General features: G+C 73.0%; 22 protein-coding genes and 1 tRNA gene. 14 read left to right on the top strand and 9 right to left on the bottom strand.

The window, feature by feature from the left end; all coding sequences use genetic code 11:
• Window positions 1–87 precede the first annotated feature (87 nt).
• Entirely contained in the window at window positions 88–639 is a 552-nt protein-coding gene (locus ACIRRS_RS12115; protein WP_402968817.1) for a TetR/AcrR family transcriptional regulator, read from the top strand.
• A gap of 116 nt (window positions 640–755) precedes the next feature.
• Here the strand turns inward: ACIRRS_RS12115 and ACIRRS_RS12120 are convergent, their stop codons facing one another.
• Both ACIRRS_RS12120 and ACIRRS_RS12125 read right to left on the bottom strand, forming a co-directional pair.
• Entirely contained in the window at window positions 756–1,622 is an 867-nt protein-coding gene (locus ACIRRS_RS12120) for a carbon-nitrogen hydrolase family protein (protein WP_402968568.1), read from the bottom strand.
• 10 nt (window positions 1,623–1,632) lie between these two features.
• Entirely contained in the window at window positions 1,633–2,442 is an 810-nt protein-coding gene (locus tag ACIRRS_RS12125) for a phosphatase PAP2 family protein (RefSeq protein ID WP_402968571.1), read from the bottom strand.
• A 413-nt stretch (window positions 2,443–2,855) separates the two neighbouring features.
• On the opposite strand from ACIRRS_RS12125, the gene ACIRRS_RS12130 reads away from it, so the two are divergent.
• Complete coding sequence (locus tag ACIRRS_RS12130; RefSeq protein WP_402968573.1) at window positions 2,856–3,842, top strand: sigma-70 family RNA polymerase sigma factor; 987 nt, start codon at window positions 2,856–2,858, stop codon at window positions 3,840–3,842.
• A 103-nt stretch (window positions 3,843–3,945) separates the two neighbouring features.
• Entirely contained in the window at window positions 3,946–4,185 is a 240-nt protein-coding gene (locus ACIRRS_RS12135) for a hypothetical protein (RefSeq protein WP_402968576.1), read from the top strand.
• A gap of 38 nt (window positions 4,186–4,223) precedes the next feature.
• On the opposite strand, the gene mscL is transcribed toward ACIRRS_RS12135, so the two are convergent.
• From mscL to ACIRRS_RS12160, 5 genes are all read right to left on the bottom strand, one after another.
• Entirely contained in the window at window positions 4,224–4,640 is a 417-nt protein-coding gene (mscL, locus tag ACIRRS_RS12140; protein WP_402968579.1) for a large conductance mechanosensitive channel protein MscL, read from the bottom strand.
• Between the two features lie 30 nt (window positions 4,641–4,670).
• Window positions 4,671–4,943: a hypothetical protein gene (locus ACIRRS_RS12145; protein ID WP_402968582.1), complete on the bottom strand. Its 273-nt coding sequence runs from the start codon at window positions 4,941–4,943 to the stop codon at window positions 4,671–4,673.
• A 272-nt stretch (window positions 4,944–5,215) separates the two neighbouring features.
• Entirely contained in the window at window positions 5,216–5,542 is a 327-nt protein-coding gene (locus ACIRRS_RS12150) for an FmdB family zinc ribbon protein (RefSeq protein ID WP_402968585.1), read from the bottom strand.
• 68 nt (window positions 5,543–5,610) lie between these two features.
• Window positions 5,611–6,912: an MFS transporter gene (locus ACIRRS_RS12155; protein ID WP_402968820.1), complete on the bottom strand. Its 1,302-nt coding sequence runs from the start codon at window positions 6,910–6,912 to the stop codon at window positions 5,611–5,613.
• A gap of 354 nt (window positions 6,913–7,266) precedes the next feature.
• Window positions 7,267–8,751, bottom strand: coding sequence for a potassium/proton antiporter (locus ACIRRS_RS12160; RefSeq protein ID WP_402968587.1), 1,485 nt, complete (start codon window positions 8,749–8,751; stop codon window positions 7,267–7,269).
• A 289-nt stretch (window positions 8,752–9,040) separates the two neighbouring features.
• On the opposite strand from ACIRRS_RS12160, the gene ACIRRS_RS12165 reads away from it, so the two are divergent.
• Complete coding sequence (locus tag ACIRRS_RS12165; protein ID WP_402968590.1) at window positions 9,041–11,758, top strand: penicillin acylase family protein; 2,718 nt, start codon at window positions 9,041–9,043, stop codon at window positions 11,756–11,758.
• A gap of 56 nt (window positions 11,759–11,814) precedes the next feature.
• Here ACIRRS_RS12165 and ACIRRS_RS12170 read toward each other — a convergent pair whose 3' ends face one another.
• Window positions 11,815–12,390 (bottom strand): 5-formyltetrahydrofolate cyclo-ligase, encoded by a 576-nt coding sequence (locus ACIRRS_RS12170; protein WP_402968593.1) that lies wholly within the window; start codon window positions 12,388–12,390, stop codon window positions 11,815–11,817.
• Window positions 12,391–12,451: 61 nt separating this feature from the next.
• On the opposite strand from ACIRRS_RS12170, the gene ACIRRS_RS12175 reads away from it, so the two are divergent.
• The 10 genes from ACIRRS_RS12175 (at window position 12,452) to ACIRRS_RS12220 (ending at window position 21,910) form a co-directional block, all read left to right on the top strand.
• Window positions 12,452–13,327 (top strand): GGDEF domain-containing protein, encoded by an 876-nt coding sequence (locus ACIRRS_RS12175; RefSeq protein ID WP_402968596.1) that lies wholly within the window; start codon window positions 12,452–12,454, stop codon window positions 13,325–13,327.
• Window positions 13,328–13,378: 51 nt separating this feature from the next.
• A complete protein-coding gene (gene galU / locus ACIRRS_RS12180; RefSeq protein WP_402968599.1) occupies window positions 13,379–14,299 on the top strand; it encodes a UTP--glucose-1-phosphate uridylyltransferase GalU in 921 nt (306 codons plus the stop codon).
• Between the two features lie 26 nt (window positions 14,300–14,325).
• Window positions 14,326–15,663 carry a gephyrin-like molybdotransferase Glp gene (gene glp, locus ACIRRS_RS12185; RefSeq protein WP_402968602.1) on the top strand — a complete coding sequence of 446 codons (1,338 nt, stop codon included), beginning with the start codon at window positions 14,326–14,328 and terminating at the stop codon, window positions 15,661–15,663.
• Between the two features lie 146 nt (window positions 15,664–15,809).
• Window positions 15,810–16,250: a cyclic pyranopterin monophosphate synthase MoaC gene (moaC, locus tag ACIRRS_RS12190; RefSeq protein ID WP_402968823.1), complete on the top strand. Its 441-nt coding sequence runs from the start codon at window positions 15,810–15,812 to the stop codon at window positions 16,248–16,250.
• Window positions 16,247–16,765: a molybdenum cofactor biosynthesis protein B gene (locus ACIRRS_RS12195; RefSeq protein ID WP_402968605.1), complete on the top strand. Its 519-nt coding sequence runs from the start codon at window positions 16,247–16,249 to the stop codon at window positions 16,763–16,765. The genes moaC and ACIRRS_RS12195 overlap by 4 nt, the downstream gene beginning before the upstream one ends.
• Window positions 16,766–16,779: 14 nt before the next feature.
• Window positions 16,780–17,388, top strand: coding sequence for a GNAT family N-acetyltransferase (locus ACIRRS_RS12200; RefSeq protein ID WP_402968608.1), 609 nt, complete (start codon window positions 16,780–16,782; stop codon window positions 17,386–17,388).
• A 150-nt stretch (window positions 17,389–17,538) separates the two neighbouring features.
• Window positions 17,539–18,534, top strand: coding sequence for a hypothetical protein (locus ACIRRS_RS12205; protein WP_402968611.1), 996 nt, complete (start codon window positions 17,539–17,541; stop codon window positions 18,532–18,534).
• A 71-nt stretch (window positions 18,535–18,605) separates the two neighbouring features.
• Window positions 18,606–18,679: transfer RNA gene (locus tag ACIRRS_RS12210), tRNA-Ala, on the top strand.
• 383 nt (window positions 18,680–19,062) lie between these two features.
• The gene (locus ACIRRS_RS12215; RefSeq protein ID WP_402968614.1) at window positions 19,063–20,256 is read left to right on the top strand and encodes a glycosyltransferase 87 family protein; all 1,194 of its coding nucleotides are present in this window, start codon (window positions 19,063–19,065) and stop codon (window positions 20,254–20,256) included.
• Between the two features lies 1 nt (window position 20,257).
• Window positions 20,258–21,910, top strand: coding sequence for a DUF2079 domain-containing protein (locus ACIRRS_RS12220; protein WP_402968617.1), 1,653 nt, complete (start codon window positions 20,258–20,260; stop codon window positions 21,908–21,910).
• Window positions 21,911–21,979: 69 nt separating this feature from the next.
• Here the strand turns inward: ACIRRS_RS12220 and ACIRRS_RS12225 are convergent, their stop codons facing one another.
• Window positions 21,980–22,870, bottom strand: coding sequence for a peptidase (locus tag ACIRRS_RS12225; protein ID WP_402968620.1), 891 nt, complete (start codon window positions 22,868–22,870; stop codon window positions 21,980–21,982).
• Window positions 22,871–22,872: the final 2 nt, after the last annotated feature.

Below are 22,872 nucleotides of genomic sequence, written 5' to 3' on the forward strand. Positions count from 1 at the left end.
CCCACCATCCACAGCACGAGTGCGTCAGCCCAACGACCGGCCAAGGTCCGTGCGGGACGGCCTCGCAGCGAGGAGGCCGAGCGGGCGATCCTCGACGCCACGCTCTCCCTCCTCGCGGAGGTCGGCTCGGAGGTCCTCTCGATGGAGACCGTAGCGTCCAGGGCGGCCGTCGCCAAGACCACCATCTACCGGCGATGGAAGACCAAGGACGAACTCCTGGTCGCCGCGATCTGTTCGCTCCGGGGCGAGATGCCCGGGATGCCCGCCTCCTCGGACCTGCGCGAGGCGCTGCTGGAATGCGTCAAGGGCATGCAGCAGATGCACGACGACCCGCGGTACCTCCGGCTGGTGCCCCGTCTGTACGGGGTGGCCGACCTCCATCCGGAGCTCTACCGCGAGTACGTCAACCAGGCGATCCGTCCGCGTCGGGACATCGTCCTCCGGGTCCTCCAGCAGGGAGTGGCCGAGGGATCGATCCGCAAGGACGCGAACCTGCGCCTCGCGATGGACCTGCTCCTCGGACCGGTCCTGATCCGCTCCTTCCGGTCCTCGGGGGCGGACCCGACCGATCCGAGCTACTCGGAGCTGGACCCGGCCGAACTGGTCGACGCAGTGCTGGACGGACTGGCGCCCAGGTGACCCACCCGGTCAGGGGGGAAGACGACGACACCGGAGCCCGGCGGCACCCGCCGGGCTCCAAGTGTTCCCCGGCCCGCTCGTGACGCGCTCGTGAACCGGCCCGGCCCCCACGTCCTTCAGGCCAGCAGGTGCCGGCCGCGCCCGGCGGCGTCCGGACGCCCGGCGGCGGCGAGGTCGGCGACCATCGTCTCCTTGAGCCGGGCCGCGCGCAGCACCTCCGGGTCGAGGTCGGCGATCAGCACCTCCCGCCGGTCCGCTCCCGCCTCGGCGACCAGCCGCCCGTCCGGGCCCCACACCGCACTGGCGCCACAGGTGTTCCAACCGCCCGTCGAGCCCACGTGGTTGGCGAGCACCGCGTAGACCCCGTTGTCGAACGCCCGCGCGGGGAACCAGATCCGCGACTCGTGGTGGCCGTTCTCCGGGCTGAACAGCGCGCCGACCAGGTACGCGTGGCAGCCGTCCAGCGCGGCGGCCCGGGCGTGCTCGGCGAAGCCGGAGTCGTAGCAGATGCCCAGGCCCAGCCTCCAGCCGTCCAGCTCGATGCTGCAACCGGCGTGCCCGGGGCGGTAGTAGGCGCTCTCGGACGTGAACAGGTACTGCTTGTCGTACCGGGTGACGATCTCCCCGTCGACCCCGAACACCAGCGCCGAGATGCGCAGTTCGCCCTCCTCCGTCCGGAAGGCCGTCCCGACCACCGCGGCGGCGCCGCCCTCCCGGCAGGCCCGCGCGATCGGCTCCAGCCGCGGATCGCCGGGCTGCACGGCGTGCTTGACCGGGTCCGAGGAGATCAGCTCCGGTTCGTACCCGGAGAGGAACTTCTCCGCGAACAGCACCAGCCGCGCCCCGCCCGCCGAGGCCTCCCGGATCAACTCGGCCGCCCGCTCGGCGTTGGAGTCGACGTCCCCCGCCACCACCGGGCTCTGGACGGTGGCGACGCGCAGCGGACGCTCGGGGTGCGGGACGTTCTCCAGAGTGATCGACATGCCCGCCACGCTACTGCCGCTCCGCCCCCTGGCGCACCGATCCGTCGAACCGCTCCTCCTCGCCCGACGGCTGACCGAGCGGCGGCGCGAAATCCCGCTGGACCCTGGGCCTGGTCAGCCAGTTGACCTTGCGCACGTCCCTGGCCAGCGCCCCGGGCCGCCAGAGCTCGACGGCGGCGGTGACGGCGCCCAGCACGATCCCGGCCGCCAGCCAGCCGGCCACCACGTCGCTGGGCCAGTGCACCCCGAGCGCGATCCTGGTCCAGCCGATGGTGAGCACCGTCGCGCCCGCCACCGCGCAGGCGGCCGTCCGCCCGCGCCGGTCGACCCGGTACCAGAGCAGCCCGACCAGCACCGCGCAGGTGATCGCCGAGGCCATCGCGTGCCCGGACGGGAAGGAGGCGCCGTCCGCGTGCGAGACCGGGGTGTCGAACTCCGGCCGCCGCCGGTCGACGGCCACCTTGAGCGCCCACTGCCCGCCCCAGCCGACGAGCGCGTTCGCGGCCACCCACCCGGCCAGCACCCGGGCGCCCACCAGCCAGAGCCACCCGGCCGCGAGGGCGAGCAGCACGCGCATCGTGACGGTGCCGCCGATGTCGGAGAGCGTCTGCACGGCGGCCGTCCAGATCCGGTGGTCCCGGGCGTAGACGTGCAACTCCCCGGACCAGGCCCGGTCGAAGCGGTCGAGCGGGTGCCAGTGCGCGGTCACCAGGGCCGCCAGGAGCCCGAACAGCACGGCGCACCCCAGCGCGAGCGCCGCGTCCCGGAGGAGGCGACGGTGACGCGCGGTGACGGACGCCCAGCTGTTGGTCAGGTGCATGTCTGACACCTTCCCAGTGTCCTGGGCCCAGGGGGAGCCCGGGTGATAGCGATTCGGCATCGGTTCTGGGGAGGACCTGCGTGCGCGGGGGCGTGAGCGCGGGCGGGAACCGGGGCGCGCGGGAACGTACACGACCCTCCGCGGGTTCATGGGAGAGGTGCCGCGCGTGCGACGGGTGGTCCGAACTCCCGCCCCCGTAGCGGTCGCAGCGGGTTCCCGATCGGTCACCGAGCGTCCACGGCCGGGGTGAAAACCGGCAGGATACTGCATGACGCGGAAGAATCTGAGTGACTTGGGAATGTTGTCCGGATTCTGTTCGTTGGATCGTTACGTGTGAGGGCCCGAGGGCCCACACTTCTTGTCCTCCCGGGGCAGGCAGGCAGACCTCGGCAACACCAGCAAAGGGAGCAAGCATGGCCACCCGTGCCGTCGTTCGCGACAGGGCCGACCGGACTCGCGCGGCCCGCCCGACCAACTTCGAAGCCGACCGCGACCTGGTCGGCATGTACCTCGACGAGATCGCCAGGACACCCCTGCTCGATGCCGCCGAGGAGGTCGAGCTCTCGCTGCGGATCGAGGCCGGCGTGTACGCCCAGCACCTGCTGGAAGAGGCCGAACTCCCGGACGCCTCCCTCCCCGAGGGCGTCACCCGCGAGGAGCTGGAGGCGATAGCCGCGGACGCCGAGCGCGCCAAGGACGTCTTCATCCGTTCCAACCTCCGTCTCGTCGTGGCGGTCGCCCGCCGGTACCCGCGCAGCGGCCTCCCGCTGCTCGACCTCATCCAGGAGGGCAACGCCGGCCTGGTCCGCGCCGTCGAGAAGTTCGACTACGCCAAGGGCTTCAAGTTCTCCACCTACGCGACGTGGTGGATCCGGCAGGCGATCACCCGCTCGATCGCCGATCAGTCCCGCACGATCCGGCTGCCCGTCCACCTGGTCGAGGAGCTCGGCCGCATCCGCCGGGTGCAGCGCGAGAAGTCCAAGGAGCTGGGCCGCGAGGCCGAGCCGGCCGAGATCGCGGCCGAGCTGGACACCACCGAGGCCCGGATCAAGGACGTGCTGGACTGGGCACGGGACCCGGTCAGCCTCAACATGTCCGTCGACGACGAGGGCGAGACCCAGTTCGGCGACCTCGTCGAGGACACCGGGGCCACCTCCCCCGAGGACGCGGTGATGGTCATGCTCCGCCGCGAGGAGCTGGACGGCCTCATCGGCCGCCTGGACGACCGCACGGCCTCGATCATCCGCTCCCGCTACGGGATCGAGGACGGCCGCGAGCGCACCCTCACCGAGGTCGGCAAGCAGCACGGCCTCACGCGTGAGCGCATCCGCCAGATCGAGAAGCACGCCCTGGCCGAACTGAAGAAGATCGCCGACCACGCGGGCTTCGAGGCCGCGTAGGGCCCTTCCCGCCGGCCCCGGTACGGAGCGCTCCGCACCGGGGCCGCGGCGTGCCGCGGAACTCTTAGGCTGGAAGGACGGCAGGCACGACGGGGAGAGCAGAGTGAGCGAGCAGGACCAGAAGGACCAGAAGGACCAGCACGAGCAGCAGGGCCAGGAACCGGGAGCGGACCGGGAGGCCCGGGCCCGGGCCAAGGCGCGCCTCGTCTTCGGCGACCCGCTGGACCAGCCGTCCCGGGACGACACCGACGCCGGCTGGGGCGACCGCCCCGGTGCGGGGGAGAGCGGCGGGCGGGGGCTGGACTGGTACCTGAGCCAGCGCCCACCCCACCACGGAGGCTGACGGGGACGGATGGGGACGGGGAGGGGCAGGGGGAGCGGTCAGCGCTGCGCGACCAGCGCGTCCCGGATCTCGGTGAGCAGTTGGACCTCCTTGGCCTCGGCCTCGGCCGCCACCTCGGCGGCGCTCTTGCGCTTGGCGGCCATGCGGTTCATGGGGACGATCAGGATGAAGTAGACGACGGCCGCGGTGATGAGGAACGACAGCGCGGCACTGAGCACCGACCCCCAGAGGATGAGGATTCCGCGCGTGACCTCACCGGTGGCGCTCACCTCGCAGGGCCCCTTGAGGCAGGAACTGTAGGACGCGAGGTCCTTCGTTCCGAACACGCCGACGATCGGATTGATCACGCCCTTGACGAAGGCGTTGACGATGTTGGTGAATGCGGCGCCGATGACCACGGCGACGGCGAGATCGACGACGTTTCCACGCAGCAGGAATTCCTTGAAGCCTTTCATGCCGCCTCGAACGACGAAGTCGCCTTCCGGTCACGGGTGATCTTCGGAAGCCGCCGATTGACAACCCGTTCGGCCCACGGCCCCGCCCGAGGGCGGCGGCAGCCCGGCCCGCGCCGGCCCGGACGCGAGCGCCACCGCCACCGCGAGCAGCACCAGGGCGGGCACCCCGCCCCGCCGCCGTACGGCGCTGCGCCAGCGGTGCCGCCCGCCGCACCCGCGCCGGATCGGCGGAAAGCTCGGCACCTCCCGCCGCGGCGGCACGGCGGGGGCGGGCAGGGGGACGGCGAAGCTGATGGCGGTCACGGGGCACCTCCGGGGTTCGACGGATTCGCCGACGACGGTCCGGTCGCCGGTGCCCACACGATGAGCGCGAATCCCGCCGAGCGAAAGCCTTTTCCACCGCCTGTGGATAACCCGCCCCCACCCCAAACCTCATTCCTTCGAACGAGGCAATCCGCCCTCCCGAAGGCATAATCCGGCCCATGCGAAAGGCCCGCCCACCCCGCACGAGGCGGAGCGGACGGGCCTTTCCCGAAGCCCTGGGAGCCGGAGCCCGTGAGGCCCTCCGGCGATCCTCAGCTCGCGGCCGGAGCCGGCGAGGAGGACGAGGTCGACGACGAAGAGGTCGACGACGAGGACGAGCCCGCCGAAGAAGCCGAAGAAGTCGACGAAGCAGAAGTAGAGGTCGAGGCCGACGACGAGGACCCCACCGAGCTGCTCGACGAGGAGCGGCTGTCCGTCCGGTAGAACCCCGAGCCCTTGAACACGACGCCCACCGCGGAGAAGACCTTGCGGAGCCGTCCCTGGCAGTCGGGGCACGTGGTCAGCGCCTCGTCGGTGAACTTCTGCACCGCCTCCAGGCCGTTGCCGCACTCGGTGCACTGGTACTGGTACGTGGGCACTTGTCTTCCTCCTGGCACTCTCGCCTGATGAGTGCTAACGATGGTCAATGATGCGGTATTCCGCGGGATCAGTCCAGCGACTCAGGTGTGAGATGGGCCCGCACGAGGATTCGACGGGGCCGCGCGCCGTCCGCCACCAGCAGGTGCCGCAGCGAGACCAGCGCCAGCAGCCCCAGCCCGGAGCCGACCACCGGCACCAGGAACCCGACCGAGGGCCCGTGCCCGTCGATCAGCTTCCCCGCCGCCATCGAGCCGACCGCCAGGCCCAGCCCGATCGCCCCGGTCAGCCAGGTGAAGGCCTCCGTCTTGGCGCCGTCCGCGACCAGCGTCTCGACCAGGGTGTAGCCGCTGATCAGCGTCGGCGCGATGGCGAGGCCGCAGACCAGCCCGGCCACCGTCAGGGCGACGAGGTTCGGCATCGCCCACAGCGCCGAGGCGCCGAGCACCAACATCGCGTAACTGATCACCATCCGCTGCGCCACCGGCCGCCGCCAGGCGATCACGCCGTACAGCACCCCGGCGATCATCGAGCCGCCCGCGAAGATCCCGTACACGGTGCCGCCGGCGGCGTGCTGCCCGACGGAGTCGGCGAAGGCGTTCACCGAGACCTGCATGCCGCCGAACACGGTGCCGACGCCGAGGAACGCCCCGGCCAGCAGCCGCACGCCCGGCGAGGCGAGCGCCGAGACCCGCCGCACCCCGGGCTCGGGGACGATCCGGGCGGGGGCGGTGCGCCGCTGGGCGGCGAAGGCCAGCCCGCCGACGAGGGTCAGCGAGGCCTCGGCGATCAGCGCGGTCGCCGGGTTGGCGAGGGCCGCGATGCCGGAGGCGAGGATCGGGCCGATGACGAAGGTGAACTCGTCCGTCACGGACTCGAAGGCGAAGGCGGTGGAGACCTTGGCGGCCGAGGAGTCCGTGGCGCCCTGTGCGCCGAAGGTGGCGATCCAGCGGGCCCGGACCATCGCGCCGACCTGCGGCACGCTGCCGCCGGCCGGGATCGCGGCCAGGAAGAGGCTCCAGGCCGGCGCGTGGCCGAGCGCCAGCGCGATCAGCAGGCCCACCGAGGCCGCGTGCACCAGGACGGCCGGCACCAGCACCGCGGCCTGCCCGTACCGGTCGGCCAGCCGCCCGGTCTGCGGCCCGATCAGGGCCTGCGCCACGGCGGCGACGGCGGTCACGGTGCCGGCGGTGCCGTACGAGCCGTGGGTCTGGGTGACGAGCAGCAGGATGCCCATGCTGAGCATCGCGTAGGGGAGCCGGGCGACGAGCGCGGGGGTCAGGAACCTCCAGGCGCCCGGCGTGCGCAGCAGCTCGCCGTACCCCACCCGGGCGGGGGCCGGGGCGGGGGAGGTCGCGGCGGGGGCCGCGATCTGCGAGGGGTCGTCGACCGTTCGGCGGGCCGTCACGGTCGGTCCTTCCTGCTGCCTGGTGGCGCGGCAGGGCATGGAAGAACCCCGACGGCGCCGAGAGTCGTCCTCTCGCGCGTCGACCGGGGTAGATACCGGGCCGGCCCGGCCTCGTGGGCGGGGTCCGCACCGCGGCCGCCGAGCGGTCGCGCCAACTCTGCGTCAGGCAGACGCTGGGTGTGGTTTGGCGGTAGTCAAACGTACGATCTCCCCAGCATACAGTTACGCGCGTAGACCCGCCAGGCCGACACGCCCGGCCCCCGTCGACGGTCAGGTGAACACCCGAGGTCGGAGGCCGGGCGGGCCGACGGCCGGGCGTCACCGCCCGTTCAGCCACCCCGCGAGCTTGCCGCCCTTGTCGACGGCCCGCAGCCGCCGTTCGGCCGCCTCGCCGACCTCGTCGGTGGTGACCACCAGCAGTTCGTCCCCGCCGCGCAGCATCGTCGCCTTGTCCGGCACGAAGGAGCTGCCCTCGCGGACGACCAGGGTGACCGCCGCCCCCTTGGGCAGCCGCAGCTCGCTGACCTCGACCCCGGACATCTTGGAGTCCGGCGCCAGCGCGACGGACAGCAGGTGCCCGTGCAGCTTCTCCAGCGGCGCGGACTCGATGTCGAGGTCCTGCCCCATCGCGCCCTCGCCGATCTTCAGCTTCTTCGCCACCCACGGCAGGGTCGGCCCCTGGAGCAGGGTGAAGACGACGACCAGGATGAAGACGATGTTGAACACGTCCTCGGCCCGGTGCGCGCCCGACACCACCGGGATGGTGGCCAGCACGATGGGCACCGCGCCGCGCAGCCCGGCCCAGCTCAGCAGCAGCTGCTCGCGCGCGGGCACCTTGAACGGGGTGAGCGTGAGGAACACCGACATCGGCCGGGCCACGAACACCAGCACCGTGCCGATCACCAGCGCCGGGAGTATCGCGGAGCCCATGGTCTCGGGCACGGACAGCAGCCCGAGCAGCACGAACATCCCGATCTGCCCGATCCAGGCCAGCCCGTCCGCGAAGCCGCGCACGGCGGGGCCGTGCGGCAGCTTGGAGTTCCCGAGGATCACCGCGCAGATGTAGACGGCGAGGAACCCGGAGCCGTGCAGCAGCGCGCCGCCGGCGTAGGCGAGCACGGTCAGCGCCATGACGGCGATCGGGTACAGGCCGGAGGAGGGCAGGGCGACGTGCTTGACGGCGTACGCGCCCAGCTTGCCGACGGCCAGGCCGACGACGGCGCCGATCGCCAGCTCGGCGGCGATCGTGCCGAGCAGGACGTACCAGGAGTCCATCTCCCCGGCGGTGGCGAAGGCGACGACGAGGATGACCACGGGGGCGTCGTTGAAGCCGGACTCGGCCTCCAGCAGCCCGGTGAGCCGCTGCGGCAGCGGGACCATCCGCAGCACGGAGAAGACGGCCGCGGCGTCCGTCGAGGAGACTATGGCGCCCAGCAGCAGCGAGGTCCGCCAGTCCAGGCCGACCAGCCAGTGCGCGCCGGCGGCGGTGACGAACACGCTGACCCCGACGCCGGCGGTGGCGAGCACGGTGGCCGCCGGCATCACCGGCTTGACCTCGCGCCAGTTCGTCTTGAGCCCGCCCTCGGCCAGGATCACGACCAGGGCCGCGTAGCCGAGCACCTGGGTGAGCTCGGCGTTGTTGAAGGTGACACCGATCCCGTTCTGGCCCAGCGCGACTCCGATCCCCAGGTAGATCAGCAGGCTGGGGAGCCCTGATCGGGTGGAGAACCGCACGGCGACCACCGCGAACAGCAGGATCACGGAGGATTCGAGGAGCAGCTGGTTCAGATGGGAGACGTTCACGCAGGGGCACCTCGGGCAGGCATGGGCGGACGGGGTGTCTGGTGGTGCTGTGGTGCGGCCCGCCGAAACCGGGGGCCTGGGGCGATCCGCGGGGTCGCCGAAGGGCGCCCCGTTAAGAAGTCGTCAATACTCCCCTTGCGGATCGTTACGCAGTCTAACATTTTGCCATATCTTTAGCTTGGTCCCCCGTTCACAGCCCTCGGCCGACTCGGCCTAATGTGGTGCCCTGTCCCGGCACCAGGCCCCGGACACGCCCGCCCGCCCCGAAGTCAGGACCGCAAGGACCCAGATGCCCCGCTCGAAGAAGTTCCGGCGCGCCCGTCTGTTCGTGATCGTGCTGGTCGTGCTGCTGGTGGCCGGCGTCGGCTACGGCGGCTACCGCGGGGTCTCCGCGGTCCGCGCGTCCTTCCCGGAGGTGGACGGCAGCGTCAAGGTCGCGGGCCTGAGCGCTCCGGTCGACGTCAAGCGCGACGCCAACGGCATCCCGCAGCTGTACGCCGACACCTCCGAGGACCTCTTCCGCGCCCAGGGCTACGTCCAGGCCCAGGACCGCTTCTGGGAGATGGACGTGCGCCGGCACATCACCGCCGGCCGCCTCTCCGAGATGTTCGGCGACTCCCAGGTCGACACCGACGCGTTCATCCGCACCATGGGCTGGCGGCAGGTGGCGCAGAAGGAGTTCGACACCAAGCTGTCGCCCGAGACGAAGAAGAACCTCCAGGCCTACGCGGACGGCGTCAACGCCTGGCTCGGCGAGCACCCGGGCGGCGAGAAGGCCTCCCTGGAGTACGCCCTCCTCGGCGCCGTCAACAGCGGCTACAAGCCCGAGCAGTGGTCCCCGGTCGACTCCGTGGCCTGGCTCAAGGCGATGGCCTGGAACCTCTCCGGCAACCTCCAGGAGGAGGTCGACCGCTCGCTGCTGGCCCAGGACTTCGGCCCGGACAAGATCGCCGAGCTGTACCCGGACTACCCGTACACCCGCAACGGCACCATCGTGAAGACGGGCACCGTCGTCGGCGACACCTACCGCCCGGCGGACGGCTCCCCGCAGTCCGGCACCCCGCAGGGCACCGCCTCCACGCAGGGCGCGGCCACCACCAAGGCCCTGCTCCAGGGCGTCACCGACCGGGTCGACAAGATGCCGCAGCTGCTCGGCCGCCCCGGCCAGGGCATCGGTTCCAACTCCTGGGTCGTCGCGGGCAGCCACACCACCACCGGCAAGCCGCTGCTGGCCAACGACCCGCACCTCGGCCCCGGCCTGCCCTCCGTCTGGTACCAGATGGGCCTGCACTGCCGCACGACGTCCCCGGCCTGCCAGTACGACGTCTCCGGCTTCACCTTCGCGGGCATGCCCGGCGTGGTGATCGGCCACAACAAGGACATCGCCTGGGGCTTCACCAACCTCGGCGCCGACGTCACCGACCTCTTCCTGGAGAAGGTCACCGGCCCGGACACGTACCAGGTGGACGGCAAGGACGAGAAGTTCGACCTCCGCAAGGAGACCATCAAGGTCGCCGGCGGCGAGGACCGCACCATCACCGTCCGCACCACCAGGACCGGCGCCCCGCTCATCTCCGACCAGAGCACCGAGCAGCAGAACGTCGGCAAGTACGCCCCCAACGGCCCCTCCGCCCCCGACCGCGGCACCACCGGCTACGGCGTCGCCCTGCAGTGGACGGCGCTCAACCCCGGCAAGACCATGGACGCCGTCTTCGAGCTGGACCGGGCCAAGAACTGGGACGAGTTCCGCAACGCCGCCAAGGACTTCGCCGTCCCCGCGCAGAACCTCGTCTACGCCGACTCCAAGCACATCGGCTACCAGGCCCCCGGCGACATCCCCGTCCGCGGCAAGGGCGACGGCACCATGCCCGCCCCCGGCTGGGACTCCTCGTACCAGTGGAAGGGCTCGATCCCCTTCACCTCCCTGCCGTACAGCCTGGATCCGTCCGTCGGGTACATCGTCACCGCCAACCAGGCCGTGGTCGACCAGAGTTACAAGCCCCTCCTGACCAAGGACTGGGAGTACGGCACCCGCGCCAAGGAGATCACCGACCAGATCGAGGGCCTGCTCAAGAACAACGGCAAGATCTCGCCGGACGACATGCAGAACCTCCAGCTGGACAACACCAGCATCATGGCCAAGACGCTCGTCCCCCTACTGCTCAAGCAGCAGATCGACGACCCGTACGTGCGCGAGGCCCAGGACCTGCTCAAGGACTGGAACTACCACCAGGACGCCGACTCGGCCGCCGCCGCCTACTACAACGGCGTCTGGCGCAACCTGCTGAGCCTCGCCTTCGGCCAGAAGTTCCCGGCCGACCTGCGCGCCAAGGACAACTGCCTGCTCGCCCGCCGCCAGGACGACCCGACCAAGCCGGACAGCACCGCCAGGATCGTCACCGAGTGCGGCACCCGGGACCCGGGCAAGGCCCAGCCGGACGGCGGCGACCGCTGGACGGAGGTCGTGCGCCAGCAGCTCGACAAGCCCGACAGCTCCTGGTGGACGTACATCGACTCGGACCACAAGGAGCAGAAGGGCCTCGACAACCTCCTCAAGGAGGCCATGAAGAACGCCCGCCAGGACCTCACCACCCGCCTGAGCAAGGACGTCTCCACCTGGAGCTGGGGCCGCCTGCACAAGCTGGAGCTGCGCGAGCAGACCATGGGCACCGACGACTCCTCGATCGCCTCCGGCCTCGTCCACAAGCTGCTCAACCGCGGCCCGTACCGCCTCTCCGGCGGCTCCGCGGCCGTCGACGCGGCGGGCTGGAACGCGGCGGCCGGCTACCAGGTCGACTGGATCCCGTCGATGCGGATGGTCGTCGACCTGAACGACCTGGACTCCTCCCGCTGGGTCAACGTCGGCGGCGCCTCCGGCCACGCCTTCCACGCCAACTACAACGACCAGACGGACCTCTGGCTCAAGGGCAAGCTGCTCACCTGGGCCTACACCCCGGACGCGGTCGAGAAGGCCACCAAGCACAAGCTGGTGCTCACCACCGGCTGACGCACGGAGCCGCAGCGGCCCCGCCCCCTCCGAGGGAGCGGGGCCGCTGCGCGTCCTCAGCCCAGCCGGTGCACCCCGCCCGGCGTCACGGCCAGGTCCACCGCCCGGTCGTGCTCCTCCGCCGGCACCCGCTCCAACAGCTCCGACCCGTACAGCAGCACCGCCAGCACCGGCCGCGCCCCCGCCCGCTCCAGCCGCGCCAGCACCCGGTCGTAACTGCCCCCGCCGCGCCCCAGCCGCAGCCCGCGCCGGTCCACCGCCAGCCCCGGCAGCAGCACCACCGACGCCCCCGTCACCGCCTCCGGCCCCAGCCTCGGCCCGACCGGCTCCAGCAGCCCCCGCCCGGCCGGCTCCAGCGCCCCGGGCCCCGCGTACTCCGCCCAGTCCAGGTCGTTGTCCGGCAGCAGGACGGGCAGCAGCACCCGCACCCCGCGCCCGCGCAGCGCGTCCAGCAGCGGACGCGTCCCCGGCTCCGCGCCCACCGAGACGTACGCGGCCACCGTGGCCCCCGCCCGCGCCAGCTCCCCGGCGTGCCCGGCCAGCCCCAGGGCCGCCGCCTCCCGCTCCTCGGCCGACAGCGCACGGCGCTGCGCCAGCAGCCGTGTCCTCAGCCCGCTCTTCTCGTTGTGCATCAGATCCTCCGCGTCACACGCCCTGCACCTCCGCCGAGCCTGCCACGGGAAAGGTCCCCGATTGTCCACGCCGCTGCTGGTCCAGGCCCTGGCCGCCCTGAGCGCCCCCGCCCTGGCCGGCACCACCGTGTTCGGGCTGCGGCTGCGCCGCCGTACGGCCGAGGCCGCCGCCCGGGAGGCAGGGCTGCGCGAGCGCACGGCCGAACTGGAGTCCCGCTGCGCCGACTTGGAGCGCACCGCCTCCTGCGATCCGCTCACCGGCGTGTGGAACTACCGCCACCTCCAGCTCACCCTGGACCGCGAGATCGAGCGCGCCCGCCGGGCCGAGCACAGCGAACTCGCCGAGGGCCCGCGCCCGTTGGCCGTCCTGCTGCTGGAGATCGCCGGGTTCGAGGCCGTCGTCGCCGAGCACGGCCGAGGCCGGGCCGGAGCCGTGCTGCGCGACCTCGCCCAGCGCCTGGCGATGGAGATCCGCCGCGCGGACACCCTCGGGCGCTACAGCGGCGAGGAGTTCCTCGTCGTCCTGCCCGACACCGGGGCCGAGGGCGCCACCCAGGTCGCCGAACGCCTGGTCTGGTCCGTGCGCCGCCACCTGCTGCTCGACTGGTCCTCCGGCACCCGCGAGCCCCGCCCCGCGCACGGCAACGGCCTGACCGCCGCCGTCGGCGTCGCCGTCCTGCCCGAGGACGGCGCCCACGCCGCCGTCCTGCTGCGCGCCGCCGACCGCGCCCTCGCCGAGGCCCGCGCCGCCGGGGGCGACTGCTGGAGGCAGGCGGGGGCGGGAACGGGGGCCCCGCAGGAGCGGCCGACTGCTGAACGTGACCGTTCGGAAAAGACGGGTAGTGTGTCGGCCTGTGCCGGACGGGAGCCCCTCGCCCCGCCCGTCGCCTCCCATTCGCCTGCCACCGTGGCCGGGCCCCGCGACCTGCTGCCCTAGCGGAGCGACCGCGCCCGGCCGGGTGAAAACATGCCTGAGTAAGGTAAACGCATGACGACGACCAGCTCCCGAATTCCGGTCACCAAGGCAGTGGTCCCCGCGGCCGGCCTGGGCACCCGCTTCCTCCCGGCCACCAAAGCGACGCCGAAGGAGATGCTGCCGGTCGTCGACAAGCCGGCCATCCAGTACGTCGTCGAGGAGGCCTCCTCCGCGGGCCTGTCCGACATACTCATGGTCACCGGCCGCAACAAGCGCGCCCTGGAGGACCACTTCGACCGGGCCTACGAGCTCGAGGAGCTGCTCGTCCGCAAGGGCGACGAGGACCGCCTGCGCCGCGTGCGCGAGTCCGTCGAGCTGGCCAACATGCACTACGTCCGCCAGGGCGACCCGAAGGGCCTCGGCCACGCCGTCTCCGTCGCGGAGCAGCACGTCGCCGGCCAGCCCTTCGCCGTCCTCCTCGGCGACGACCTGATCGACCCGCGTGACCCGCTGCTCTCCCGCATGATCGAGGTCCAGCAGGAGTTCGGCGGCTCCGTCGTCGCCCTCATGGAGGTCGAGCCCTCCCAGATCCACCTCTACGGCTGCGCCGCCGTCAAGGCCAACGGCTTCGGCGAGGACGTCTTCGAGGTGACCGACCTCGTCGAGAAGCCCGAGCCCGGCGAGGCCCCGTCCAACTACGCCGTCATCGGCCGCTACGTCCTCGACCCGCTGGTCTTCGACGTGCTGCGCGACACCCCGCCCGGCCGCGGCGGCGAGATCCAGCTCACCGACGCCCTGCGCGAGCTCACCACCCGCGACCCGGCCGAGGGCGGCCAGGTCCACGGCGTCCTCTTCAAGGGCCGCCGCTACGACACCGGCGACCGCGCCGACTACCTGCGCGCCATCGTCCGCCTCGCCGCCGAACGCGAGGACCTCGGCCCGGAGTTCCGCACCTGGCTGCGCTCCTTCGTCGCCACCGAGCTCCAGGACTGACCTCCAGAGAAGAGAGCGAGCCGTCGATGACCGGTTCCCCGCAGCACCGCACCACGCCTTCAGCCTGTTGTGACGCATCCGGGGACCGGGCACCGGCGGCTCCTCGTCCGTGGACCGTCGACGAGCACCTCGTCGACGTGCTCGCCGAGGTCGGCCCGCTGCCGCCCATCGAGCTGCAACTCCTCGACGCCCAGGGCTGCCGGCTGGAGGAGGACGTGCGTGCGGGCGGGGACCTCCCGCCCTTCGACAACAGCTCGATGGACGGCTACGCCCTGCGCACCGCCGACACGGCCGGCGCCACCGACGCCTACCCCTCGGTGCTCTCGGTGGTCGGCGACATCGCCGCCGGCGCGGAGGACCTCCCCCGGGTCGGCCCCGGCCAGGCCGCCCGGATCATGACCGGAGCCCCCCTGCCGCCCGGCGCCCAGGCCGTCGCCCCGGTCGAGTGGACGGACGGCGGCACCGGCACCGGCGCGCCCGCCGCCGCGATGACCGCCCCCGTCGACGACGAGGAGGTCCGGGTCCTGCGCCCGGTCGCCGAGGGTGCGCACATCCGCCGCCGCGGCAGCGACGTCACCGCCGGGGAGACGGTCCTGACCGCCGGCACCCGGCTCGGCCCCACCCAGCTCGGCCTGCTCGCCGCGATCGGCCGGGCCACCGTCAAGGTCCGCCCGCGCCCCCGGGTCGTGGTGCTCTCCACCGGCAGCGAGCTCGTCCAGCCCGGTGAGCCGGTCGGCCCCGGCCGGATCGCCGACTCCAACAGCTTCACCCTCACCGCCGCCGCCCAGGAGGCCGGCGCCATCGCCTTCCGCGTCGGCGCCGTCCCCGACGACGCCGACGTGCTGCGCGCCGTCCTGGAGGACCAGCTCGGCCGCGCCGACCTGATCGTCACCAGCGGCGGCGTCAGCGTCGGCGCGTACGACGTGGTCAAGGAGGTCTTCGAGTCCTACGGCGGCGTGGACTTCCGGAGCCTGCGGATGCAGCCCGGCAAGCCGCAGGGCTTCGGCCGGATCGGCGGCCGCACCGGGGTGCCGCTGCTGGCCCTGCCCGGCAACCCGGTGAGCGCGTACATCTCCTTCGAGTTGTTCGTCCGCCCGGTCATCCGCACCATGCTCGGCGCCGCCGACGTCCACCGCCCGGTGGTCCGCGCGGTCTGCCCCGTCGCCCTGCGCTCCCCGGCCGGCCGCCGCCAGTTCCTGCGCGGCTCCTACGCCCCGGCGGAGGGCGTGGTCCGCCCGGTCGGCGGCGCGGACTCGCACCTGGTCGGGGCGCTGGCCCGCGCCGACTGCCTGATCACCGTCCCCGAGGCCGTCACCGAGCTGCCCGCCGGCAGCGAGGTCGACGTGGTGTTGCTGGACTCCTGAGCGTCGGGGCCCCGCTGGAGGCGAACGGGCGGTCAAAGAGCTGTACGGTAGCGCGGTATTCCGCCCGCGCGCCCCTGGAGTTCCCCGTGACGACACCGCCCCCAGGCGACCGCCTGACCCACGTCGACGACCAGGGCGCGGCCCGGATGGTCGACGTCTCCGAGAAGGCCACCACCGCGCGCACGGCCGTCGCGGCCGGCCGGGTCAGGGTCTCCCCGAAGGTGGTCGAGCTGCTGCGCGGCGAGGGCGTCCCCAAGGGCGACGCCCTCGCCGTCGCCCGGATCGCCGGGATCATGGGCGCCAAGCGCACGCCCGACCTGATCCCGCTCTGCCACCCGATCGCCGTCTCCGGCGTCAAGGTCGACCTCGTCGTCGCCGACGACGCCGTGGAGATCACCGCCACCGTGAGGACGGCCGACCGCACCGGCGTCGAGATGGAGGCGCTGACCTCCGTGACGGTCGCCGCGCTGACCGTCATCGACATGGTCAAGGCCGTCGACAAGGGCGCCGCCATCGAGTCCGTCCGCGTCCTCAGCAAGACCGGCGGCAAGAGCGGCGACTGGTTCGCCCCGGAGGTGGAGGCGTGAAGGCACTGGCCGTCACCGTCTCCAACCGCGCCTCCGCCGGCGTCTACGAGGACCGGGGCGGCCCCCTGCTGGTCGCCGGCCTGACGGCGATGGGCTTCACCGCGGACGGCCCCCGGGTCGTCCCCGACGGCGAGCCGGTGGAGGCCGCCCTGCGCGAGGCCGTGGCGGCCGGCTACGACGTGGTGCTGACCACCGGCGGCACCGGCATCTCGCCGATGGACCTCACCCCCGAGATGACCGCCCGGGTGATCGACCGCGAGATTCCCGGCATCGCCGAGTCGATCCGCGCCCGCGGCCGCGAGAAGGTGCCGACCTCGGCGCTCTCCCGCGGGCTGGCCGGGCTCGCCGGTCGTACCCTGATCGTCAACCTGCCGGGCTCGACCGGCGGCGTCAGGGACGGCCTGGCCGTCCTGGAGCCGCTGCTCGCCCACGCCGTCGACCAGCTCCGCGGCGGGGACCACCCCCGGCCCGACGCCTCCGACCCGGGGGCCCCAGCATCCAGGAGCGGGCACTGAACGCCGGCTGGCCGGTGGAACTCCACGAGGGGGAGGTCGTGCTGCGCCCGATCCGGCGCCGCGACCAGGGGGAGTGGCAGGAGATCAGCCGCCGCAACCGCGACTGGCTGCGCCGCTGGGAGGCCACCGTCCCGCCCGGTCCGGCCGGCCAGGCCGCCGGCCCGCGCCCCACGTACCGGCAGATGGTCCGCTTCCTGCGCAACGAGGCGACGGCCGGCCGGATGCTGCCCTTCGTCGTGGTCCACAAGGGCCAGATGGTGGGGCAGTTGACGGTCGGCGGGATCACCTGGGGCTCGATGTGCTCCGCCAACATCGGCTACTGGGTCGACGAGGCGGTGGCCGGCCGGGGCATCATGCCGACCGCCGTGGCGCTTTCCGTGGACCACTGTTTCCGCACCATGGGGCTGCACCGGATCGAGGTCTGCATCCGCCCGGAGAACCGCCCCAGCCGCCGGGTGGTGGAAAAGCTCGGCTTCCGCTCGGAGGGAATCCGCCCGCGCTATCTCCACATCGACGGCGACTGGCGCGACCACCTGGTGTACGCACTGACCGCCGAGGAGGTTCCCGAGGGGATGCTGGAGCGCTGGCGGGCTCTCAGTTCCGGCCGCGAGCCGAATAATTGAATATATGTTCGAAAGAAATATCGATATGGCATCGGCGCCGCACCGGACCGGCACAAATACCGGCAAAATAGTCGGAGAATCAGCTTGATCACACGACACGCCGCGCCAAATTGCTGCCGCGCCTTCCCCGGCGCCCCTACGGTGTGAATCGTGAGCAGTAGTGGCCTTATCTACGCCGTCATCGTAGGGGCCTGGGCCGCCTATCTGGTGCCGATGTGGCTCCGCAGGCAGGACGAACTCAACGAGGCGCGCCCGACGGAACGCTTCAGCACCGCCATCCGCCTGCTGGCGGGGCGTTCGGGGCTGGAGCGGCGGGCGGCCCGGGCCCTGGGCGACGAATCGCGTGACGAGACGAACAGCGACGACGGCCTCCCCGTACGGGACGAGGCCGCCTCCGGCGATCCCGCCGCACGGGAGCCCGAGCCCCCGGCCGAACGGCCGGCCCCCGCGCCGACCCCGGCCCCCGCACAGGCCGCCCCCGGCGGTCCGGAGCGCCGGGCGCGGCTGCTGGCCCGGCGGCGGCGGATGGTCACCGTCCTCTTCCTCGCCTTCGCCCTCGGCGCCGTCGCCGCGGCGGTCCTCGGCCTGGCCTTCCTCTGGGTCCCGGCCGTCCCGGCCCTCCTCCTCACCCTCTACATCGGCCACCTGCGCCGACTGGAGCGCGTGCGGTACGAGGTGAAGCTGGACCGCGACCGGGCCGCCCAGGCCGCCGAGCGGCTGCGCAAGCGCGAGCAGCAGCGGGCGGCGAGCACGGAGGCCGCCACCGAGCTCCACGCCGCGCACCGGCCCGAGGAGCCCGCCGCCCCGGCGGAGCCCGTCCGGGAGCGGGCCGGACGGCGGCCGCACCTGCGGCTGGCCACCGAGCCGACCGCCTCCGCCGTCGCCGAGGCGACCGAGCACGAGGAGTGGGTCGACGGCATGCGCGAGCGCGGAGCGGCCGGCCCGGACTCCTGGGAGCCCGTGCCCGTCCCGCGGCCGACGTACGTCACGGCGCCGGTCGCCCCCCGGGTCTCCCGGGGCCTCGACCTCTCCGCCCCCGGCACCTGGACGGCCGGCCGCCCGGCCGAGCCCCGCAACACCCCGCTGTTCGACCAGTACGCCGAGGCCCCGGCTCCCGAGTCCCGCCCCCGCGCCGCCAACGAATGAGGTGGGTGACCACCCCCGACCAGGGGGTGGTCATGACCCTCCTCCGAAAGGTGCTAGAGTTTCTTCTCGTTGGGGCTGTGGCGCAGTCCGGTAGCGCACCTCGTTCGCATCGAGGGGGTCAGGGGTTCGAATCCCCTCAGCTCCACCCAATGAAGTCCCGCCGGGAGGCAACTCCCGGCGGGACTTCGCTTTTCCCGGGTTGTCGCGTGCCGGGCGGGCCGTACGGGTCGAACAGGAAGAACGGCCCGAACGGGCTGGACGGTTCGAACGGACGGGGGCGCTGTGTCGGGGGTCACAGCGGTGTCAGGAGTGTGTTTCTGACGCGGTTTGGGGCTCAGGGGGGTCGGTTATGGTGGGTTGGCCCAGACGCTGACGCCGGAACGATCTGGTCTATCTCAACGGGGTGCCATAGCGGTGCGCGAGTTCGGTCTTTCACGGGGGGCGCGCCGAGGCGGCCCGCAGCTGCTCGGGGGAGCACGGTCGACCGGGAGATCGAGAGCCTGGACCATCGGGGCGGCCGTCCTCGCGGTGCTGTCCATCGCGGTGTTCACGCTCCAGCGGCACCAGCACGGGGCGAGCATGGTCGACATGCTGGTCTACCGGGCGGAGGGCCAGGCCGTCGTGAACGGCGAGGACCTCTACGCGATGCGCCTGCCCGGATGGGACCTCCCGGCCACCTACCCGCCGTTCGCGGCGATGCTGTTCGTGCCGAGCACCTGGTTCGACGTGAGCACCCTGCGCGTCCTGGTGATGCTGGGCAACTACGCGCTGCTGGCCCTCGCCGCCTTCCTCTCCTTCCGGCTGGCCGGCTGGCCCGCCGAGCGCAACCGCGCGGCCGCCGTGTTCCTCGCCGTCGGCGTCGGGGTCTGGCTGGAGCCGGTCTACACCACCTTCCAGTACGGCCAGGTGAACCTGGCGATCCTCTGCCTGGTCCTGTGGGACCTCACCCGCCCGGACCGCTCCCCGCTCAAGGGCGTGGGCATCGGCCTGGCCACCGCGATCAAGATCACCCCGGGCCTGTTCGCCGTCTACCTGCTGCTGACCGGCCGCGTCCGCGCCGCCGTGGTCTCCGGCGTCACCTTCCTGGCGGCCGGGCTGATCGGCTGGGCCGCGCTGCCGGACGCCTCGTACGGCTTCTGGACGAACTACCTGTGGGACCCGAGCCGGGTCGGCGTGACCGTCCTGGTCGACAACCAGTCGCTGCGCGGGGCGGTCTGCCGGCTGCTCGACGTCAACGACCCCGGCACGGTCGGGCTGATCGCCTCGGCGCTCGTCGCCTCCCTCGGGATCGCGGTGGCGGTGCTGGCCGGGCGCTCCGTCCGGGTGCTGCGCCGGGCCGACGCCTGGGGCGGGGTGTGCACGGCGCTCACCGCGCTGCTGGTCTCGCCGATCAGCTGGACCCACCACTGGGTCTGGTGCCTGCCACTGCTCGTCCTGCTGGCCGCCGAGGCCCGGACGCTGGGCCGCAGGGTGCTGCTCGGCGTGACGGCGGCGGTGTTCCTCTCGCACGTGATGTGGGCGGTGCCGCACCGCTGGGGCCGGGAGGTCGGCTGGAACTGGCAGCTGGCCGGCTCGATCTACCCGCCGATCGGCATCGCGATCCTGGTGATCATCGGCCTGCGGCTGTACGGGGTGTGGCGCCGCGCCGCCGGGGAGGGCGACGCCTGGGCGCTGCCCGCCTCCGCCCTCGACCACGACGACGCACTGACGAAACAGGGCTGACGTGACCACCGAGACCACCGAGAGCACCGCGACAGGGACCGCCGCGACGCCGACGGCGGCCGTCGCACCGGTCGGAGGGGCCGGACGGGCCTCGCGGCTCGGGGCCGTCCTCACTCCGCGCCGGCGCGGCCTGCTGCTGACGCTCCTCTGCTTCGCCGCCACGGCCGCGGTCGGCCTCCAGGGCTGGGTGTCCGTCGGGCTCGGCGGATTCGACCTCGGCATCTTCGACCAAGGGGTGCGCGGCTACGCCCACTTCGGGCTGCCGGTCTCCACGCTCAAGAGCTACCACCACGAATTCCCGCCCGGCTTCTCGCTGTTGGGCGACCACTTCTCGCCCGTCCTGGCGCTGATGGCGCCGCTGTACTGGATCTGGGACGACCCGCGCACGCTGATCCTCGGTCAGTCCCTGCTGTTCGCCGCCGGGGTGCCGCTGATCCGCCGCGTCACCGCGCACTGCTTCGCCGCCGCCGAGCCGCGCACCGCCCGCCGGGCCGCCGACCTCGCCGGGCTGACGTACGCGCTCGGCTGGCCGCTGCTCGTCGCCGCCCGGGTCGGCTTCCACGAGGTGGCCTTCGCCGTCCCGCTGACCCTGCTGATGCTGGAGCGCGGCCTCGCCCGCCGGTACGGCACGGTGGTGCTCGCGGCCGTGCTGCTGTGCTGCACCAAGGAGGACCTCGGCCTGATGGTCGGTGCCTACGGGCTGGTGCTGCTGCTGCGCACCCGCCGTACGCCGGACCGCGCGGGCCGCTTCACCGGGATCGGCCTGCTGGTCGGCGGGCCGCTGGCCTCGGCGGTGGCGATCAAGTGGCTGATCCCCGCGATGGGCGGGGAGCCGGGCTACTACTGGAACTACAAGGCGCTCGGCGAGGACGGCGGGGACGCGCTGCGCCACCTGCTGCACAACCCGTTCCTGCTGGTGCAGACCGCCTTCGACCAGCCGCTCAAGCCGCTGCTGCTGCTCTGGCTCTTCGGCACCCTGCTGCTCCTGCCGCTGCGCTCGGCCACCGTGCTGTGCCTGGTGCCGCTGCTGGCCGAGCGCATCCTGTCCAGCAACCCCAACCACTGGTCGGTCGCCCGGCACTACGACTCGATGCTGTGGCCGATCCTGCTGGTCGCCTCGATCGAGGTGCTGGGCCGCCTCAGCGCCGCCGACCGCCCGGAGAGGACGGTGCGCAGGGCGCGGCTGATGGGCCTGGGCGTGACCGGGATCGCGCTGGTCGCCGCCGTGCCGATCGGGCTGGCGCAGCTGGCCGTGCCGTCCTCCTGGGAGCCCCGGGCGAGCGAGGCCGCGCTGGTGCGGGCCGCCGCGCTGATCCCGGACGGCGCCTCGGTGGAGGCGGACAACCAGATCGCGCCGCGGCTGACGGCGCGGACGAACGTGGTGCTGGTGGACGGGACGCCGCGCGGGCGGGAGTACGTGCTGACCCGTTCGGACAAGCGCTCCTTCCCGTTCAAGACGGACAAGGAGCAGGCCGCCCGGATCGAGCTGCTGCTGGCGCACGGGTACCGGCAGGTGTGGGCCGAGGACGGCGTGGTGCTGCTGCACCGGGAGGGCACCGAGCCGATCCCGGGCGAGCACGTGCCGGGGCCGGGCAGCACGCCGGTGCAGGACGAGGTGCCCCCGGACGTGGGGCACGACCTCTTCCGGGGCTGAGACCTCAGGGGAACGACCGAGGGCCGGCCGGAGAGATCCGGCCGGCCCGCGGTCGTACGGGGCGGGTGCTCAGTGGCGCTCGGCGTAGCCCTCGTGGTGGTGAGGGGTGCCGGACTGCGGCGGCACGGAGCCGTAGCGGCCCGGCCGGTGGCCGCGGGGGTGCCGGGTGAGGCTGTAGCCCAGGACGCCGGCCAGCGCGGCCAGGAAGCCGCCGCCGATCGTCCAGTACCAGCGGCTGTTCCAGCCGGAGAACCAGCCGGTGTACCAGTGGTCCTCCTGGGCCACCGGGGCGGCGGCCTTGGCGGTGGAGGCGCCGCCGCCCACCGGCGGGACGAGCGGGGCCTTGAGCTCCCCGCCCTCCGGCTGGGCGTTGTCGGCGTTGCCCTTGGCCGCGACGTGCAGCTGGACGGAGGCGGCCAGGCCCAGGTCGGACTGCGGGACGTCGGTGACCGACAGCCGGACGTAGTACGTGCCGGGCAGCGGGTCGCCGGACCAGGGCTCGGCCCAGGTGCGGACCTCGCGCAGGGTGCAGCTGAGCTGGACGCTGGTCGCGGCCTGGTCGCCGGTGGCGTTCTGGGTGCCGGCGGTGCAGGCCTGGCGGCGGCGCAGGCCGTCGAAGACCTCCACCGTCCAGGTCTGCGGGCCGTGGCGGTCCGTGGAGGGGGCCAGGTCGACGCCCAGGGTGATCGTCGGGGTCTGGCCCTCGGCGGCGCCGAAGGCCCAGTACAGGTAGTCGCCGGTGGAGGCGGCGACCTTGGCGTCCTGGCCGGGGGAGAGGTTCACGGCGGTCAGGAAGGTGGTGCCGGCCTTGGTGGCCGGGGCCGGGGTGCCGCCCGAGCCCGCGGAGGGCGAGGCGGAGGCCGAGGGCGAGGCTGCGGAGGCCGCCGGGGCGCCGAGGGCGAGGGCGAGGGCGGGCAGCAGGGCGAGGGCGGCGAGGGCGCCGCGGAAGGTCGTACGCATGA

The organism is Kitasatospora sp. NPDC101183, assembly GCF_044767945.1.
GTDB lineage: Bacteria > Actinomycetota > Actinomycetes > Streptomycetales > Streptomycetaceae > Kitasatospora.

What these genes read in the sequence shown, in the direction of transcription:
- ACIRRS_RS12120 (WP_402968568.1), bottom strand. Translation starts at nt 1,622, where the DNA reads ATGTCGATCACTCTGGAGAACGTCCCGCACCCCGAGCGTCCGCTGCGC.
- ACIRRS_RS12125 (WP_402968571.1), bottom strand. Translation starts at nt 2,442, where the DNA reads ATGCACCTGACCAACAGCTGGGCGTCCGTCACCGCGCGTCACCGTCGC.
- ACIRRS_RS12130 (WP_402968573.1), top strand. Translation starts at nt 2,856, where the DNA reads ATGGCCACCCGTGCCGTCGTTCGCGACAGGGCCGACCGGACTCGCGCG.
- mscL (WP_402968579.1), bottom strand. Translation starts at nt 4,640, where the DNA reads ATGAAAGGCTTCAAGGAATTCCTGCTGCGTGGAAACGTCGTCGATCTC.
- ACIRRS_RS12165 (WP_402968590.1), top strand. Translation starts at nt 9,041, where the DNA reads ATGCCCCGCTCGAAGAAGTTCCGGCGCGCCCGTCTGTTCGTGATCGTG.
- ACIRRS_RS12170 (WP_402968593.1), bottom strand. Translation starts at nt 12,390, where the DNA reads ATGCACAACGAGAAGAGCGGGCTGAGGACACGGCTGCTGGCGCAGCGC.
- galU (WP_402968599.1), top strand. Translation starts at nt 13,379, where the DNA reads ATGACGACGACCAGCTCCCGAATTCCGGTCACCAAGGCAGTGGTCCCC.
- glp (WP_402968602.1), top strand. Translation starts at nt 14,326, where the DNA reads ATGACCGGTTCCCCGCAGCACCGCACCACGCCTTCAGCCTGTTGTGAC.
- moaC (WP_402968823.1), top strand. Translation starts at nt 15,810, where the DNA reads ATGGTCGACGTCTCCGAGAAGGCCACCACCGCGCGCACGGCCGTCGCG.
- ACIRRS_RS12225 (WP_402968620.1), bottom strand. Translation starts at nt 22,870, where the DNA reads ATGCGTACGACCTTCCGCGGCGCCCTCGCCGCCCTCGCCCTGCTGCCC.